The organism is Yersinia bercovieri ATCC 43970 (genome assembly GCF_013282745.1).
Lineage (GTDB): Bacteria > Pseudomonadota > Gammaproteobacteria > Enterobacterales > Enterobacteriaceae > Yersinia > Yersinia bercovieri.
In genome coordinates, this window is the sequence record NZ_CP054044.1 from 2,664,061 (window position 1) to 2,679,065 (window position 15,005).

The window sequence follows — 15,005 nt, forward strand, 5'->3', positions numbered from 1 at the left end:
AATCCACTTCAGCTAATCTGCTTCTACACCCGGAGGAAGAGGGGCCGCATCCGGTAATTCAGTATTGTTATCACCTAACAAAATGTGGTCGAGGATTTGGCGAGTAATGGTGCCTACCGCCGGCCCTGCACCGCCATTTTCCAGAATCATGGCGACAGAGACCGTAGGGTTGTCGTAAGGGGCAAAGGCAACCATCAATTTGTGGTCACGTAAGTGCTCCGCGACTTTGTGCGCATTATAGGTTTCATAACTGTAAACCTGTGCTGTCCCTGATTTTGCCGCAGCCTTATAGGGCGTGCCTTCAAAGAATTTACGACCCGTCCCGTTGGGGCGGTTAGCAACACCATACATGCCATCTTTGGCGATCTCCCAATAGCCGGAGTGAATATCGCCAATTTGCGTGGTATCTTCTTGTTTATAGGGCACTAATACACCATCAACTCGGGTGCTTTGCAGCAGATGTGGGGTTTTAACCGCCCCATCATTAATCAGCGTCATCAATGCTTTTGCCATCTGAATGGGGGTGGCTGTCCAATAACCCTGACCGATACCCACTGGGATAGTATCCCCTTGATACCAAGGTTTTTTATGGCGTTTTTGTTTCCATTCACGAGTTGGCATCAGACCCGCCCGCTCTTCGGACAGATCAATACCAGTATATTCACCGTAACCGAACTTGGTCATCCAGGCGGACAAACGGTCAATCCCCATGTCATAAGCCACCTGATAGAAGAAGGTATCCGCCGACTCCTCCAGTGCCTTGGTGACATTCAATCGGCCGTGGCCCCACTTTTTCCAGTCGCGGAAACGTTTTTCCGAACCGGGTAGTTGCCACCAGCCGGGATCGAACAGGCTGGTATTTTTGGTGATGACATTCGCACTCAGTGCAGACACAGCGATATAAGGTTTTACCGTCGACGCCGGCGGGTAGACACCTTGGGTCGCGCGGTTAATTAGTGGGCGATTGGGATCATTCAGTAGCCCCTGATAATCTTTGTTGGTGATGCCATCGACAAATAGATTCGGGTCATAACTTGGATTCGACACCAAAGCCAATATGCCGCCTGTGCGGGGGTCAGTAACCACGACTGCCGCACGGCTACCGCTAAGCAATTGTTCAATATAGGTTTGCAGGTGTAAGTCGAGGGTCAGATAGATATCTTTGCCGGCCTGCGGCGGCTGCTCATGCAACTGACGAATCACCCGGCCACGGTTATTGACTTCAACTTCTTCATAGCCGGTTTTACCGTGCAATACGGATTCATAATAGCGCTCAATACCGAGCTTGCCGATATCGTGGGTGGCGGCATAGTTAGCAAGAATGCCCTCTTTATCCAACCGTTCGACATCTTTATCGTTGATCTTGGAAACATAACCGATAACGTGAGTCAGGGCAGAGCCGTATGGGTAGAAGCGGCGCTGATAGCCTTTGACTTCAATACCGGGGAAGCGGAATTGGTTAACGGCGAAACGGGCAACCTGAACCTCAGTCAGCGGTGTTTTAACCGCAATGGAGGTAAAGCGACGTGAGCGCTTACGCTCTTTTTCAAAGTTAGCGATATCCTCATCCGTCAGATCCACTATCGGGCGTAGTGCATTGAGCGTGGCGGGGAGGTCTTCGATTTTTTCCGGCATCAATTCTAATTGATAAATGGTCCGGTTCATTGCCAGTGGGGTGCCGTTACGGTCAAATATCATGCCACGGCTGGGGGCGATAGGTACTAGCTTGATGCGGTTTTCATTGGAGCGGGTGCGATAGTCTTCGAAGCGCACTATCTGCAAATTGTACATGTTTGCGACCAATACCCCACTTAGCAGCAGGATACCGAGAAAAGCCACTAAGGCGCGGCGGACAAACAGGGCTGACTCAGCCGAATAGTCGCGAAAAGAGTTAGGTTCTTTTTTCATCCCGCAGCTACTTCATGTTGCCCAAAACCAGCATTTGTCCTAAAACTCGCACTTTACTCAATGCCATCATTTTACTCAGGTTCATCGCCCGCTTATTCCCGGTGATAGGGGTGATTGGTCGTAATACTCCAGGCGCGATAGAGGCTCTCGGCCACTAATACACGCACTAAAGGATGGGGTAGCGTTAGCACTGAGAGCGACCAGCTCTGCTCGGCGGCAGCTTTACAGGCCGGGGCTAACCCCTCAGGCCCGCCAATCAACAGACTGACATCACGGCCATCCTGCTTCCAGCGCTCTAATTGCTGAGCTAATTGCGGGGTCTCCCAGGGAGTGCCTGGGATATCCAGCGTGACAATGCGGTTGTTTTTGCCAACCGCCGCCAGCATTAGCTCGCCCTCTTTTTCCAAAATGCGTTTGATATCGGCATTTTTGCCCCGCTTACCTGCCGGTATCTCTACCAACTCTAAGGGCATATCTTTGGGAAAGCGGCGCAGGTAATCGGTAAAACCTGTCTGCACCCAGTCAGGCATTTTAGTGCCGACGGCTACCAGTTGCAGTTTCACCGCTTAGCTCCAGAGTTTTTCCAGTTCATACAGACGGCGGCTCTCTTCTTGCATCACATGGACAATCACTTCGCCCAGATCAACCACAACCCAGTCAGAGACACCCTGACCTTCAACGCCCAGTGGGATCATGCCTGCAACACGGGACTCTTGTACCAGATTATCTGCCAGAGCCATAACATGGCGGGTCGAGGTACCGGTGCAGATGATCATGCAATCAGTGATACTGGACTTACCTTGAACATCCAGAGCAATAATGTCCTGGCCTTTCAAATCATCGAGCTTGTCGATAACAAATTCTTGGAGCGCTTTACCTTGCAAAGGTTCCCCCTCGGGTGTTTTCTGTCTATACCCTTCGTCCTTGAAGTTGCAGGGTTGTTAGCTACACTAACTCACCCGAATCACTTACTAATGTAAGCTCATCGGGATGCGTGCGCTTGCTGCCTACCTGCAACGCCAAGTTCTTTGGATATATAATGTTCTTAGGTACTGTTTTGCGGGAGATTCCGCGAACAGTTACCGGTATGAACAGTTATAATGTATCGGTTTTTCAGTGAATACCTGAAATTTAGCGGCGGAGTATAACATGGGTCAATGCGTCGCGATATAAACCCTCAGCCGCGATACAAACCTTGTAATTCAATATATCGCTGCACAGCACGTGGTAGCAGGTCATCGCAACTTTCACCATGATGACGTCGGTGGCGAATATCAGTTGCAGAAATGTCCAACAGTGGTGTATCTGCCAAATAGATTGCCCCCTGTGGCCGCAGGCTCAACGCGAGTGGATCAAAGACCCGGTGTTCGTCGAGCCACTGCTGCAACGCTGGTGTTTCCAGTGTTTGGGCATAACCAGGGCGGGCACAGACCAACAGATGGCACACATCTAACAGTGATTCCCAGCGATACCACTTATGCAGTGACAATAATGAATCCTGCCCAATGATAAACGCTAACGGCACTTCAGCACCACGTTCTTTACGCAGAGATTCAAGTGTATCGATGGTGAATGATGGCGTGTCACGTAATAACTCTCGTGAATCAACGCTAAACAGCGGATTATCGGCAATCGCCAACTCAACCATTTTCAGCCGTTGCTGTGCATTGGCCTCAGGTTGAGGGCGATGAGGCGGCACATGATTAGGCAGTAAAATAATGTGTTGCAGGCCCACTTGTTGCGCCAAAGCTTCAACTGGCTTCAAATGGCCATAATGAATTGGATCAAAAGTACCGCCGAACAGGGCATGTAGGGTGCGAGTCGGGGAGTTATTGGGCATTAAAAAAGCTCTCAGGTAAAATTTTGCCACACATCAGCATAGATAGCGTTTCTAACTCAGGCCAGATTGATTGACCATAATCCTGTTTCAGGCGAATTTCCATTTGTGTCAGCAAATGAACGGCTTGTTGCAGTTGCTGCATGGAGAGACGTTGCAGTGCCTGAGTCATCATTGGGCGGCGGTTCTGCCACACTTTGAATTGATCAAACAAGGCGCGTAGCGGCACTTGATCCATACGCCGTTTCAGTGTTAACAACTGCAATAATTCACGCTGTAGAGTGCGCAGCAAAATAATGGGTTCGCTATCTTCTTGCTGTAACTGTTGCAGGATATGCCAGGCGCGTTTGCTTTTACCGGCCAATAAGGCATCCAGCCAGTGATACGGCGTAAAATGCGCGGCATCATTGACCGCTTGTTCTACTTTGGGCAGTGTCAATTTGCCATCGGGGTAGAGCAATGAGAGGCGTTCCAGTGCTTGCGATAGCGCCAGCAGATTGCCTTCGTAGCAGTAACACAGCAGTTGAATGGCGGCATCATCAATGTCGAGATTCAGGCTCTTGGCTCGCGTGCTGACCCAGCGTGGCAGCTGTGCCTGTTCGGGGGGTTGGCAACTAACCAAAACGCCGTTGGTGCTGAGTGCCTTAAACCAGGCACTATTTTCTTGTGCTTTGGTGAGCTTATTTGCCCGCAAAATCAGCAAAATATCAGGGTGCAATAGCCCGGATAATTTGACCAATTGCTCATTCATCGGTGCCGTCAACCCACTCTCAGGAAAACTCAATAGCAGTGTCTGGCGGCTGGCAAATAGGCTCAGTGCCTGACAGAGGCTAAAGATACTCTCCCATTCAGTATGGGCATCTAGCGTAAAGCTGAAATGTTCGGTGAAATCATGTTGTGCTGCCACCCGACGAATATGGTCCTGACTCTCCTGCAACAGTAGCGGCTCATTGCCACATAGCAGATAGCTTGTGCGCAGCCCCTCATGGAGCTGCGCGACAAGTTGTTCAGGGTAGACTCGGATCATTGGGCGGAGTTACTGGCTGCTGGTTTGCCAATATTGATCTCTTTGACCGGGGCCATTTTAGTGGCGCTGGTTGCGTTGTTGCCGCTAACCGATTTATCGCCATTTTCCTGCCCATTTTTGATCTCCGCAGCATGCACGGTTAGGAGCTGCCGCACTAACTGCTGGGCTGCCTGAACACGCATCTCTTGGCGAAGAACCTCAGCTTCTGCATCTTTTGCAAGTGCAGTCAACGGGTTATCGAAGAAGGTGCGGAAGATATTGACCCGCAGTGGGTAGATATCATGGCCCGGTATTAATACCTGCGCCTGCACATGCAACACTAACTGATACTCAGCCGTTACACCGTTGCGGAATATTGACACGGTATCCTGATTTTCGGATGAGCCAATAATCCGCAAGGCCGGTAGGTCTTTGCGCATTGGGTCATCAACAATGGTGACGTTGCTTAAACGCAATTGTTGACGCACTGCACGGGTTAGCGGGCCATAAGGGTCAGCACTTTCCAGTAGTAATTTTTGCAGTTCAGGCGGCACCTGAGTGGTGCCACGCAGATTAAAGCCACAGCCAGCGGTGACCAGCACCGCCAACCCCAGCAACAGCGTCAGAATAGGATGTCGCACAACTCCTCCTTGTCTTAACCCACAACCAGGTTAAGCAGTTTGCCAGGGACATAGATGACTTTACGCACAGTAACTCCATCCAGGTATTTAGCCACCAAGTGCTCTTGACCAGCACGTTCGCGAACTTGTTCTTCAGTGGCATCGGCAGGCACTGTAATTCTGCCACGCACTTTACCATTAACCTGTACGACAACTAATTTAGAGTCTTCGATCATCGCTTGTTCATCGGCGATTGGCCATGGTGCGGTATCAATATCACCTTCGCCACCCAGCGCTTGCCACAAAGTGAAGCAGACGTGAGGGGTAAATGGATAAAGCATACGCACCACTGCCAGTAATGCTTCTTGCAGCAGAGCGCGGTCTTGCTCCGTTTCTTGAGGGGCGCGGCCCAACTTGTTCATCAACTCCATTACCGCCGCGATGGCGGTATTGAAGGTTTGGCGGCGACCCACGTCATCGGTGACCTTGGCAATCGTCTTGTGCAGGTCACGACGCAGGGATTTTTGCTCATTCGTCAGGTTGGCAATATCCAACGGGGCAGTTGCGCCTTTTGCGGTGTGATCAAAGACCAGACGCCAGACACGTTTCAGGAAGCGGTTTGCTCCCTCAACGCCAGACTCTTGCCACTCCAACGTCATTTCTGCCGGGGATGCAAACATCATAAACAGGCGTACGGTATCCGCACCGTATTTCTCTACCATAACCTGCGGGTCTATACCGTTATTTTTCGATTTCGACATTTTGCTCATGCCGGCATACACCAGTTCATGGCCTTCAGCATCGGTCGCTTTAATAATGCGGCCTTTATCATCACGCTCGACGATAGCATCCACAGGCGAAACCCAAATACGTTCACCGCTAGTGCCGGTGTAGTAGAAGGCATCAGCCAATACCATGCCCTGACACAGCAGGCGCTTGGCTGGCTCGTCGGAATCCACCAGACCTGCATCACGCAGCAATTTGTGGAAGAAACGGAAGTACATCAGGTGCATGATGGCATGTTCAATACCACCGACATACTGATCGACCGGCAGCCAGTAGTTAGCGGCGGCGGGGTCTAGCATACCTTCATCAAATTGTGGGCAGGTGTAGCGTGCGTAGTACCAGGATGACTCCATAAAGGTATCGAAGGTATCGGTTTCACGTAGGCCCGGCATGCCGTTGACGGTGGTTTTAGCCCACTCAGGGTCAGCCTTGATTGGGCTGGAGATACCGTCCATCACCACATCTTCTGGCAGAATAACCGGCAGTTGATCTTCTGGTGTTGGCACTACAGTGCCGTCTTCCAGTGTCACCATTGGGATTGGGGCACCCCAATAGCGCTGACGGGAGACACCCCAGTCACGCAGGCGGTAATTGACTTTGCGCTGGCCAACACCGAGTGCGACCAGTTTGTCGGCAATAGCATTAAAGCCATCTTCATAATTCAGGCCATCAAACTCGCCAGAATTGAACAGGGTGCCTTTTTCGGTCAGGGCCTCTTTGGTGACATCTGGTTCGCTGCCGTCTGCGGCCAAAATAACCGCTTTGATTGGCAGGTGGTATTTGGTGGCGAACTCCCAGTCACGGGCATCGTGGCCTGGAACGGACATGACTGCGCCAGTGCCGTAATCCATCAAGACAAAGTTAGCAGCCCAGATAGCCAGTTTCTCGCCAGTCAGCGGGTGGATGGCGTAGAGACCGGTCGCCATGCCTTTTTTCTCCATGGTAGCCATTTCAGCTTCGGCAACCTTGGTGTTACGGCATTCAGCAACAAAATCGGCCAGTGCAGGGTTGGTTTCAGCCGCTTGCAGTGACAGAGGGTGACCGGCAGCAACCGCCAGGTAGGTTACGCCCATAAAGGTATCTGGACGGGTGGTATAAACAGAGAGTTTCTCTTCGCTATCCAGCACCTCAAAAACGATATCAACGCCTTCGGAGCGGCCAATCCAGTTGCGTTGCATGGTTTTCACCTGCTCAGGCCAGCTTTCCAGCGTGTCCAGATCATTAAGCAACTGATCAGCGTAATCGGTGATTTTGATAAACCACTGTGGGATCTCTTTACGTTCAACTTTGGTATCACAACGCCAGCAGCAACCGTCGATCACTTGCTCGTTAGCCAGCACGGTCAGATCGTGTGGACACCAGTTAACCGCCGAGGTCTTTTTGTAGACCATGCCTTTTTCGTACAACTTGGTGAAGAACCACTGTTCCCAACGGTAGTAGTCAGGTTTACAGGTGGCAATTTCACGATCCCAGTCGTAGCCGAAGCCCAGTAGTTTCAACTGGTTCTTCATGTATTCAATATTGTCGTAAGTCCAGGGGGCCGGCGCGGTGTTGTTTTTTACCGCAGCGCCTTCCGCAGGCAGGCCAAATGCATCCCAGCCAATCGGTTGTAACACGTTCTTGCCCAGCATACGTTGGTAGCGGGAGATAACATCACCAATGGTGTAGTTACGAACGTGGCCCATATGTAGACGCCCTGAAGGGTACGGCAGCATAGATAGGCAGTAATATTTTTCTTTGCTAGCGTCTTCAGTGACTTTAAACGTCTGCTTCTCTTGCCAGTGAAGTTGTACTTGCGTTTCGATATCTTCTGGGCGGTATTGCTCTTGCATGGCGGCCAGTGGTCCTATAGTGAAAAACAGCTACGCCTGTAGCATCATCTGTTTCATATCATAAAGAGAGATCCGCATAGCATAGCCGATAAGCGGCAGCGGCAACAACACTCAGCACCCCACAGACGGTTTTTTCTGCGTAGTGGATGGCAGAAATCACCAAAGTGGGGGAGAAACAACCTGCGGGTACAGTGACCTTAGTCATTTACGACTAAAATTATTAACGTTAACTTTATTATCTAAGTAACAGGCTTGAAACCCAAAAGTCAGAGAGTCACCAGCTGTAGGGAGTTCGCCTGCTGACTGTTTTGTTTCATCACAACTTTGCTTCATCACAACTGTGCTTTATCACACCCGTGGATCGAGGAGACAATATGAACAAGGTAGCTCAATATTATCGCGAGTTAGTGACATCACTGACTGAACGCTTGAAAAATGGTGAACGTGATATCGATAAGCTGGTGGACAGCGCTGAACAGCGGCTGGATGCCGTTGAAGAGTTAACCCGCAGTGAAGTTGAGCAGATAATTCAGGCGGTGCGCCGTGATCTGGAGGAGTTTGCACGTAGCTATGAAGAGAGCAAGGATGAATTCAGTGACAGCGTCTTTATGCGGGTCATTAAAGAGAGCTTATGGCAGGAGTTGGCTGATATCACCGATAAAACTCAGCTAGAGTGGCGTGAAGTGTTTAAAGATGTCAGCCACCATGGGGTTTATCACAGCGGTGAGGTGGTCGGGCTAGGGAATTTGGTCTGTGAAAAGTGCCATCACCACCTGGCCTTCTATACCCCAGAAGTGCTGCCGCTCTGCCCAAAATGTGGTCATGACCAATTCAATCGCCGACCATTCCAGCCTTAGCCCTGCGAAGTAGGATTTGCCCCTCTCTCAGTTGAGGAGGGGCAGTACAGCAATTAATGCAGAATTTTTGCCAGGAAGTCTTTGGCGCGATCAGATTTTGGGTTGTTAAAGAAATCATCTTTGTTGCTGTCTTCGACGATCTTCCCCTCATCCATAAAGATAACCCGGTTAGCCACTTTACGGGCAAAGCCCATCTCGTGGGTCACCACCATCATGGTCATCCCTTCCAGTGCCAGTTTGACCATCACATCCAGCACTTCATTGATCATTTCTGGATCAAGGGCTGAAGTCGGTTCGTCAAATAGCATAGCGATGGGGTCCATACAGAGTGCGCGCGCAATCGCCACACGTTGCTGCTGGCCACCCGATAGCTGAGAAGGGAATTTGTCGGCGTGGGTAGTCAGGCCGACACGCTCTAACAGTTTCAGGCCCTTTTCACGGGCTGCGGCTTTATCGCGGCCCAACACTTTGATTTGCGCCAGTGTCAGATTTTCAATGATCGACAAGTGTGGGAAGAGTTCGAAATGTTGGAACACCATGCCCACTTTGGAACGCAACTGCGCCAAATTGGTCCCTTTATCATTCACACCAATACCATTAACCGTAATGCTGCCTTTTTGAATAGGTTCCAGCCCGTTCACGGTTTTGATTAAGGTTGATTTACCTGAGCCAGAAGGGCCGCAGACCACCACGACCTCACCTTTTTTAACTTCGGTGGTGCAGTCAGACAGCACCTGAAAGTGGCCGTACCACTTAGAAACATTTTTCAGGGAAATCATCAAACAGTCCTTTTCTTCAAATAGTTAACCAGCATCGATGCGGCAATACTGATAACGAAATAAACCAAACCGGCAAACAGCACCATTTCGACCCGAGTCCCGTCCCGCTCGCCAATATTGGTGGCGGTGCGGAAGAAATCGGCCAGGCTAAGGACATACACCAGTGATGTATCCTGAAATAACACTATTCCCTGAGTTAACAGCAGCGGCACCATGGCGCGGAAAGCTTGGGGCAGGATAACCAATCTCATCGACTGGCCTTGTGTCATGCCCAACGCCAGAGCGGCAGAAGATTGCCCACGGGAGATACTTTGGATACCCGCACGGATAATTTCTGAGTAATAGGCCGCTTCAAACAGCGAAAAGGCTACCATGGCGGAGATTAACCGAATATCAGTTTTTGGTGATAAGCCCAGCACATTTTGTAATAAGCTCGGGACCACCAGATAGAACCACAGTAGCACCATCACCAGCGGAATAGAGCGGAACACGTTGACATAGACGGTGGCAAACCAGCTGATGGCTTTAATCGGTGACAGGCGCATTACCGCCAGAACTGTCCCCCAGATAATCCCAAATACGATAGCGGTCAGGGTTATCTTGGCGGTAACAACCAAGCCTTGCAGTAGGTAAGGAATGCTGGGGCCGATAGAACTCCAATCAAATTCGTACATTATTTACTCCCCAGATTGCCGGGTAACTGCACTTTCTTCTCAACTAATCGCATCACCAGCATGATCACGGCGTTGATCAGCACATAACCAAGAGTGATGGCGGTGAAGGACTCATAAGCGTGAGCTGAATAATCCAGCAATTTACCCGCTTGTGCCGCCATATCCACCAGACCGATTGTTGAGGCGATCGCTGAGTTTTTAACCAGATTAACCATTTCTGAGGTCATCGGGGGAATAATCACCCGGTAAGCATTAGGCAATAAAACATAACGATAAGTCTGTGGCAGGGTTAACCCCATTGCCAGACCGGCCGCTTTCTGACCCCGAGGCAGTGATTGGATCCCTGCCCGTACCTGTTCGCAAACCCGTGCGGCAGTAAATAAGCCAAGGCAAATCACGGAAGAGAGGAAGAACTGTATATTGGGGTCCAGCTCACTTTTAAACCACATGCCGATGTCAACTGGCAACAGCTCCGGGACCACCAGATACCAGGTAAAGAATTGTACAATCAAGGGGACGTTACGAAATAGTTCAACGTAACAGGTGCCTATTCCTGACAGAATTCGATTGGGTACAGTTCTTAAAATGCCAAACAGCGAGCCGATGAAAAAGGCGATCACCCATGCGCACAGTGACAACGCGATGGTGACTTGAAAGCCGGACCAAATCCAGCCGAGATAGGTGGTATTGCCGAAAGGGGCAGCTTGCAAGAAAATGCCCCAGTTCCAGTCTATTGACATAACGAACTCCCTTAAGAGGATGGATAAGCCATCCTGATGACTGATGATTCAATGCGTTGCGGCCTCCCGAGGGTGAACAAAAAAATGCGGAGTGGGGAACGGCCACCCCGCATCCTGTATCCCAATCGGTCCATCATCAATCAGTAGGGCAGGCAGTGCCCGCCCTGATTATTATTGTTAGTTCAATGCTTTATCGTTAGGTGCTTTGAACAGCGCCTTCATTTCATCAGACAGTGAGAAATTCAGGTTAAGATTTTTAGGTGGAATTGGATTTTTGAACCAGCGGTCAAATGACTTCTCCGCTACACCCGAAGTTTGTGCGGTGGCGATGGTTTCATCCAACAGTGCTTTGAACGCGGGGTCATTTTTCCGCAACATACAGCCGTAAGCTTCCTGAGACTGCGCGGTGCCGACGATATCCCATTGGTCTGGTTTCTTCGCTTTGGCACGTTCACCAGCTAACAATGCATCATCCATCATAAAGGCGACTGCGCGACCACTCTCCAATGTGCGGAAAGAGTCACCGTGGTCTTTGGCGCTGATGATACGCATATTCATGTTGTCTTTTTCATTCAACTTATTCAGCAGAACTTCAGATGTGGTTCCGGACGTGACCACGACAGTTTTACCTGCCAAGTCTTTGAAATCTTTAACTTCAGAACCTTTTTTGGTCAGCAAACGGGTGCCGACAACAAAAATGGTATTAGAGAACGAAGCTTGCTGCTGACGTTCCAGGTTATTGGTGGTAGAACCACACTCGAAATCAAAGGTGCCGTTTTGCAGTAGTGGAATACGGTTTTGTGACGTGATCGGAATCAGTTTTACCTGCAAATCAGGCGCGTTAAGTTTTTTCTTAACGGCATCAACGATCAGATCAGAATAATCTTGTGCATAACCCACCACTTTCTGCTGATTATCATAATAAGAGAAGGGAACGGAAGACTCACGATGACCCACCACGATAACGCCACTGTCTTTAATCTTCTTCAGAGTATCGACGGAGGCTTCCGCTTTCGCTGCGGGTTGTGCTGCCGCTTCTTCTGCTTGGGCTACGCCACTTGCCATCCCAGCTAACAGTAGCGCTAACGCCAATTTACGCATATGCATGGTCCAACTCCTTTGCTGTTGTTTTATTGCTTAATGTTGTGTTTAAAAACAATGTCATACAAAAATATCGTACAAAAAACGGTGTGCAGCTAAATGTTATTAGGCGAAAAATCGGTTTGTTTCGTTTTGGTGGTACAACCACCGATGTTTTGTTGGCCAACACGCGATTTTCGCTGTTACTTGTATCAGATTATCTTTAAAAAATAGCAAATTGTTATGCAAATGATGAATAAATGTTTGTTTTTTGAGACGCAAATCGCACCAAATAGAGGCAACAAAACATCCATGCACTGTAGTGGTGCGTAATGCGCCCTATAAATGTGCGGGCGAAAAACCGCGATCCTTCATTCGAAACTAACCTTTGTGTGCCTACTGCGGCAATACCCTACAATAGCTAAATGGTTGACCGGTATTTGCCGATAGTTAACACATTATGATTAGAAACAATGCAAGGTCTGTGCCAGTCGCAGGGATACCAGCAGGATAAAGCCCTGCTTATTGAGGGCTATCGGCGATAAATCGGAGGAAGGCTAATGAGTCAGTGCCCAGGTGGCGACTGCTTATTGTGGGTCAGCTTAACTGATGATTATTGAGTGCCAGATGGGCCTTAAATACCTCTAATGCCGTTGGAATATCTTCTTTCCCCACATGTTTTTCAGGATTCCACAAGTCGGCAAAGGTGATTGCGCGGCCACAATGGATAAATACCTCATCCACATCAATCACTAAGACAGTGCGGGCAGGGTGGCCGTTTTGGCTAAAGCGCTCACAAAGCGCCGGATCAACCGAAATTTTTGCGCGGCCATTCACCCGAAAACCTTCCGTCCAGCCTGGGATCAGGAACAAAATGCCGATAAACGGGTTATGCAGCAGATTGCGGATACCATCCAGGCGGTTATTCCCCGCACGGTCTGGCAGCATCAAGGTTTTGCTGTCCTGTACATGGATAAAGCCCGGCTCCCCGCCTTTTGGCGAGCAGTCTATCCCATTGGCACCCAGTGTACCCAACACGGCAAAAGGCGCAGCGGCGATCAGCTTTTTGGCGTAATCATCAATGTGATCTATTTGTTTTTTCAGTACATTTTTATTAGGAGCGGCGTAATGCTCATTTAATTGCGCTTCGGTGGTGAGGATAAATTCAGGATTCAGTGACATAAGGCTCTCAAATTGCAAATCATGCTAATTATTTGTACCAGACGGCAAGATAACAGCCGTGATAACGATTCGCAATACCGACAGTGGGGGAGCAAAAGTGAGGCTACGGGCATGTTGATGACATGCCCGCACGAGGCGCTATTTTTTATCAGCCTGGCACTTCTTGTCAGCGCGGCAGCGCAGCGCACGATAGAGGGTTAATCCCCCAAGAACCAGTGTGATGATCCACAGCGGCCATGAGCCAAAACGGGCGTAAGGTGTGATACCTGTCGTGGGCGTGACTTTCACTTCAAGCACCTGCTGAGTGAATTGCGGCAGCTGCGCCAGCACTTCACCACTGGGGCCAACTGCCGCAGTAATACCATTGTTAGTGCTGCGCAGCAAAGGGCGGCCCAATTCTAGCGCCCGCATACGTGCCATCTGGAAATGCTGCCAGGGGCCAATAGAGTGACCGAACCATGCATCATTTGAGATAGTCAGCAGGAAGTTGGTATCAGGGTTAAAGTTATCCCTTACTTGCTGGCCCAGCACGATTTCATAGCAGATGGCGGCCGTTAGGTTAAATCCGGCGACATTGAGCTGTGGTTGTACGTAACCCCCACGGCTAAATGATGACATCGGTAAATCAAAGAATGGGGCCAATGGGCGCAGCAGGGACTCCAGCGGCACAAACTCACCAAAGGGAACCAGGTGGTGTTTGCTATAACGATTGCGGGTTGGATATTGGTATGGCTCTTTACCCCCCAACACAATGATACTGTTGAAGAAGTGGTAACCCGTGCCCTCTGGACGACGTTGAGCATCAACAATCCCGGTAATCAGGCTGCTGTGATTTGCCCGCATCAAGCTATCGACCATAGTCAGGAAGGGGGCTTGATCGGTTTCAATATCGGGAATGGCCGACTCCGGCCAGATGATAATGGGGGCTTTCCCCATAAACGGGCGGGTTTCATCCAGATAAATTTGTAGCGTGGTCAGCAGGACTTTGGGGTCCCACTTCATTGACTGAGCAATATTACCCTGCACCATCGCAATATTAACCGCGCGTTCAGGCTCTGGTGTGAACCAGTGCAACTGGCGCAGCGGCCATGGCAGCAACAGCAGCGCCAGCGCAATCAGCGCAGCAGTGACACGGCGTTGATAGCCGGCATAGACCAGTAACCCGCTGATTGCCATCAACATAAATGTGATGCCATCAACACCGAGAATCGGCGCGATCCCCTGTAGTGGGCCATTAATCTGGCTGTAACCAAATTGCAGCCACGGGAAGCCGGTCAACACCCAGCCGCGCAGGAACTCAGTCAGTTGCCACACTACCGGTGCGGCAATGGCTAACCGCCACCAGGTCGCTTTTGGGCAGATGCGCGCTAATATTCCGGCAAATAGCATGGTGTAGAGCGACAGATATGCGGCGAGTAGTACCACCAGGAAGATATTGATTGCCGTCGGCATACCGCCAAATTCGGCAATACTGACATACACCCAGTTAATACCGGTGCCGAACTGCCCCATCCCCCAACAAAAACCAATAAATGCGGCTTGTTTGGTGCTGCGATTCAGTGTCAGGCTGAGTAAGCCAAATAGCGAAACGATAGCCGCCGGCCAGTGATCGAATGGCGAATAGGCCAGCGTACCGCAGGCGCCAAAAAATAGCGCCAGTAGGGCGCGAACCCACTGGCGTTGAAGGTATGAAGCAATAGGCAT

At 50.2% G+C, this 15,005-nt stretch carries 15 protein-coding genes; 1 reads left to right on the top strand and 14 read right to left on the bottom strand.

What is annotated here, in order from left to right; all coding sequences use genetic code 11:
* Positions 1-12: 12 nt before the first annotated feature.
* From mrdA to HRK25_RS12045, 8 genes are all read right to left on the bottom strand, one after another.
* The gene (gene mrdA / locus HRK25_RS12010) at positions 13-1,908 is read right to left on the bottom strand and encodes a peptidoglycan DD-transpeptidase MrdA (protein ID WP_005278070.1); all 1,896 of its coding nucleotides are present in this window, start codon (positions 1,906-1,908) and stop codon (positions 13-15) included.
* Between the two features lie 92 nt (positions 1,909-2,000).
* Positions 2,001-2,471 carry a 23S rRNA (pseudouridine(1915)-N(3))-methyltransferase RlmH gene (rlmH, locus tag HRK25_RS12015; protein ID WP_005278057.1) on the bottom strand — a complete coding sequence of 157 codons (471 nt, stop codon included), beginning with the start codon at positions 2,469-2,471 and terminating at the stop codon, positions 2,001-2,003.
* A 3-nt stretch (positions 2,472-2,474) separates the two neighbouring features.
* Positions 2,475-2,792: a ribosome silencing factor gene (rsfS, locus tag HRK25_RS12020; protein ID WP_004873320.1), complete on the bottom strand. Its 318-nt coding sequence runs from the start codon at positions 2,790-2,792 to the stop codon at positions 2,475-2,477.
* A 293-nt stretch (positions 2,793-3,085) separates the two neighbouring features.
* The gene (gene nadD / locus HRK25_RS12025; protein ID WP_032898954.1) at positions 3,086-3,748 is read right to left on the bottom strand and encodes a nicotinate-nucleotide adenylyltransferase; all 663 of its coding nucleotides are present in this window, start codon (positions 3,746-3,748) and stop codon (positions 3,086-3,088) included.
* Complete coding sequence (gene holA / locus HRK25_RS12030) at positions 3,738-4,772, bottom strand: DNA polymerase III subunit delta (protein ID WP_032898952.1); 1,035 nt, start codon at positions 4,770-4,772, stop codon at positions 3,738-3,740. Before holA ends, nadD begins: the two co-directional genes overlap by 11 nt.
* Positions 4,769-5,392, bottom strand: a complete 624-nt coding sequence (gene lptE, locus HRK25_RS12035) for an LPS assembly lipoprotein LptE (protein ID WP_005279108.1) — start codon at positions 5,390-5,392, stop codon at positions 4,769-4,771. Before lptE ends, holA begins: the two co-directional genes overlap by 4 nt.
* A 14-nt stretch (positions 5,393-5,406) precedes the next feature.
* Positions 5,407-7,989: a leucine--tRNA ligase gene (leuS, locus tag HRK25_RS12040; protein WP_005279107.1), complete on the bottom strand. Its 2,583-nt coding sequence runs from the start codon at positions 7,987-7,989 to the stop codon at positions 5,407-5,409.
* A gap of 58 nt (positions 7,990-8,047) precedes the next feature.
* Positions 8,048-8,194, bottom strand: a complete 147-nt coding sequence (locus HRK25_RS12045; RefSeq protein WP_005279105.1) for a hypothetical protein — start codon at positions 8,192-8,194, stop codon at positions 8,048-8,050.
* A 169-nt stretch (positions 8,195-8,363) separates the two neighbouring features.
* On the opposite strand from HRK25_RS12045, the gene HRK25_RS12050 reads away from it, so the two are divergent.
* Positions 8,364-8,846: a zinc ribbon-containing protein gene (locus HRK25_RS12050; RefSeq protein ID WP_005279103.1), complete on the top strand. Its 483-nt coding sequence runs from the start codon at positions 8,364-8,366 to the stop codon at positions 8,844-8,846.
* A 53-nt stretch (positions 8,847-8,899) separates the two neighbouring features.
* On the opposite strand, the gene HRK25_RS12055 is transcribed toward HRK25_RS12050, so the two are convergent.
* The 6 genes from HRK25_RS12055 to lnt all read right to left on the bottom strand — a co-directional run bounded on the left by HRK25_RS12055 (position 8,900) and on the right by lnt (position 15,005).
* The gene (locus tag HRK25_RS12055) at positions 8,900-9,625 is read right to left on the bottom strand and encodes an amino acid ABC transporter ATP-binding protein (RefSeq protein WP_004873313.1); all 726 of its coding nucleotides are present in this window, start codon (positions 9,623-9,625) and stop codon (positions 8,900-8,902) included.
* Positions 9,625-10,299: a glutamate/aspartate ABC transporter permease GltK gene (gltK, locus tag HRK25_RS12060; RefSeq protein ID WP_032898950.1), complete on the bottom strand. Its 675-nt coding sequence runs from the start codon at positions 10,297-10,299 to the stop codon at positions 9,625-9,627. Before gltK ends, HRK25_RS12055 begins: the two co-directional genes overlap by 1 nt.
* Positions 10,299-11,039: an amino acid ABC transporter permease gene (locus HRK25_RS12065; RefSeq protein WP_004873312.1), complete on the bottom strand. Its 741-nt coding sequence runs from the start codon at positions 11,037-11,039 to the stop codon at positions 10,299-10,301. Before HRK25_RS12065 ends, gltK begins: the two co-directional genes overlap by 1 nt.
* Before the next feature lie 177 nt (positions 11,040-11,216).
* Positions 11,217-12,146: a glutamate/aspartate ABC transporter substrate-binding protein gene (locus HRK25_RS12070; protein ID WP_005279100.1), complete on the bottom strand. Its 930-nt coding sequence runs from the start codon at positions 12,144-12,146 to the stop codon at positions 11,217-11,219.
* Positions 12,147-12,716: 570 nt separating this feature from the next.
* Positions 12,717-13,301: an MSMEG_1061 family FMN-dependent PPOX-type flavoprotein gene (locus HRK25_RS12075; RefSeq protein WP_005279099.1), complete on the bottom strand. Its 585-nt coding sequence runs from the start codon at positions 13,299-13,301 to the stop codon at positions 12,717-12,719.
* A 138-nt stretch (positions 13,302-13,439) separates the two neighbouring features.
* Complete coding sequence (gene lnt, locus HRK25_RS12080) at positions 13,440-15,005, bottom strand: apolipoprotein N-acyltransferase (protein WP_005279098.1); 1,566 nt, start codon at positions 15,003-15,005, stop codon at positions 13,440-13,442.

What these genes read in the sequence shown, in the direction of transcription:
- HRK25_RS12050 (WP_005279103.1), top strand. Translation starts at nt 8,364, where the DNA reads ATGAACAAGGTAGCTCAATATTATCGCGAGTTAGTGACATCACTGACT.
- leuS (WP_005279107.1), bottom strand. Translation starts at nt 7,989, where the DNA reads ATGCAAGAGCAATACCGCCCAGAAGATATCGAAACGCAAGTACAACTT.
- HRK25_RS12055 (WP_004873313.1), bottom strand. Translation starts at nt 9,625, where the DNA reads ATGATTTCCCTGAAAAATGTTTCTAAGTGGTACGGCCACTTTCAGGTG.
- gltK (WP_032898950.1), bottom strand. Translation starts at nt 10,299, where the DNA reads ATGTACGAATTTGATTGGAGTTCTATCGGCCCCAGCATTCCTTACCTA.
- HRK25_RS12065 (WP_004873312.1), bottom strand. Translation starts at nt 11,039, where the DNA reads ATGTCAATAGACTGGAACTGGGGCATTTTCTTGCAAGCTGCCCCTTTC.
- lnt (WP_005279098.1), bottom strand. Translation starts at nt 15,005, where the DNA reads ATGCCTATTGCTTCATACCTTCAACGCCAGTGGGTTCGCGCCCTACTG.
- HRK25_RS12045 (WP_005279105.1), bottom strand. Translation starts at nt 8,194, where the DNA reads ATGACTAAGGTCACTGTACCCGCAGGTTGTTTCTCCCCCACTTTGGTG.
- mrdA (WP_005278070.1), bottom strand. Translation starts at nt 1,908, where the DNA reads ATGAAAAAAGAACCTAACTCTTTTCGCGACTATTCGGCTGAGTCAGCC.
- HRK25_RS12070 (WP_005279100.1), bottom strand. Translation starts at nt 12,146, where the DNA reads ATGCATATGCGTAAATTGGCGTTAGCGCTACTGTTAGCTGGGATGGCA.
- holA (WP_032898952.1), bottom strand. Translation starts at nt 4,772, where the DNA reads ATGATCCGAGTCTACCCTGAACAACTTGTCGCGCAGCTCCATGAGGGG.
- nadD (WP_032898954.1), bottom strand. Translation starts at nt 3,748, where the DNA reads ATGCCCAATAACTCCCCGACTCGCACCCTACATGCCCTGTTCGGCGGT.
- HRK25_RS12075 (WP_005279099.1), bottom strand. Translation starts at nt 13,301, where the DNA reads ATGTCACTGAATCCTGAATTTATCCTCACCACCGAAGCGCAATTAAAT.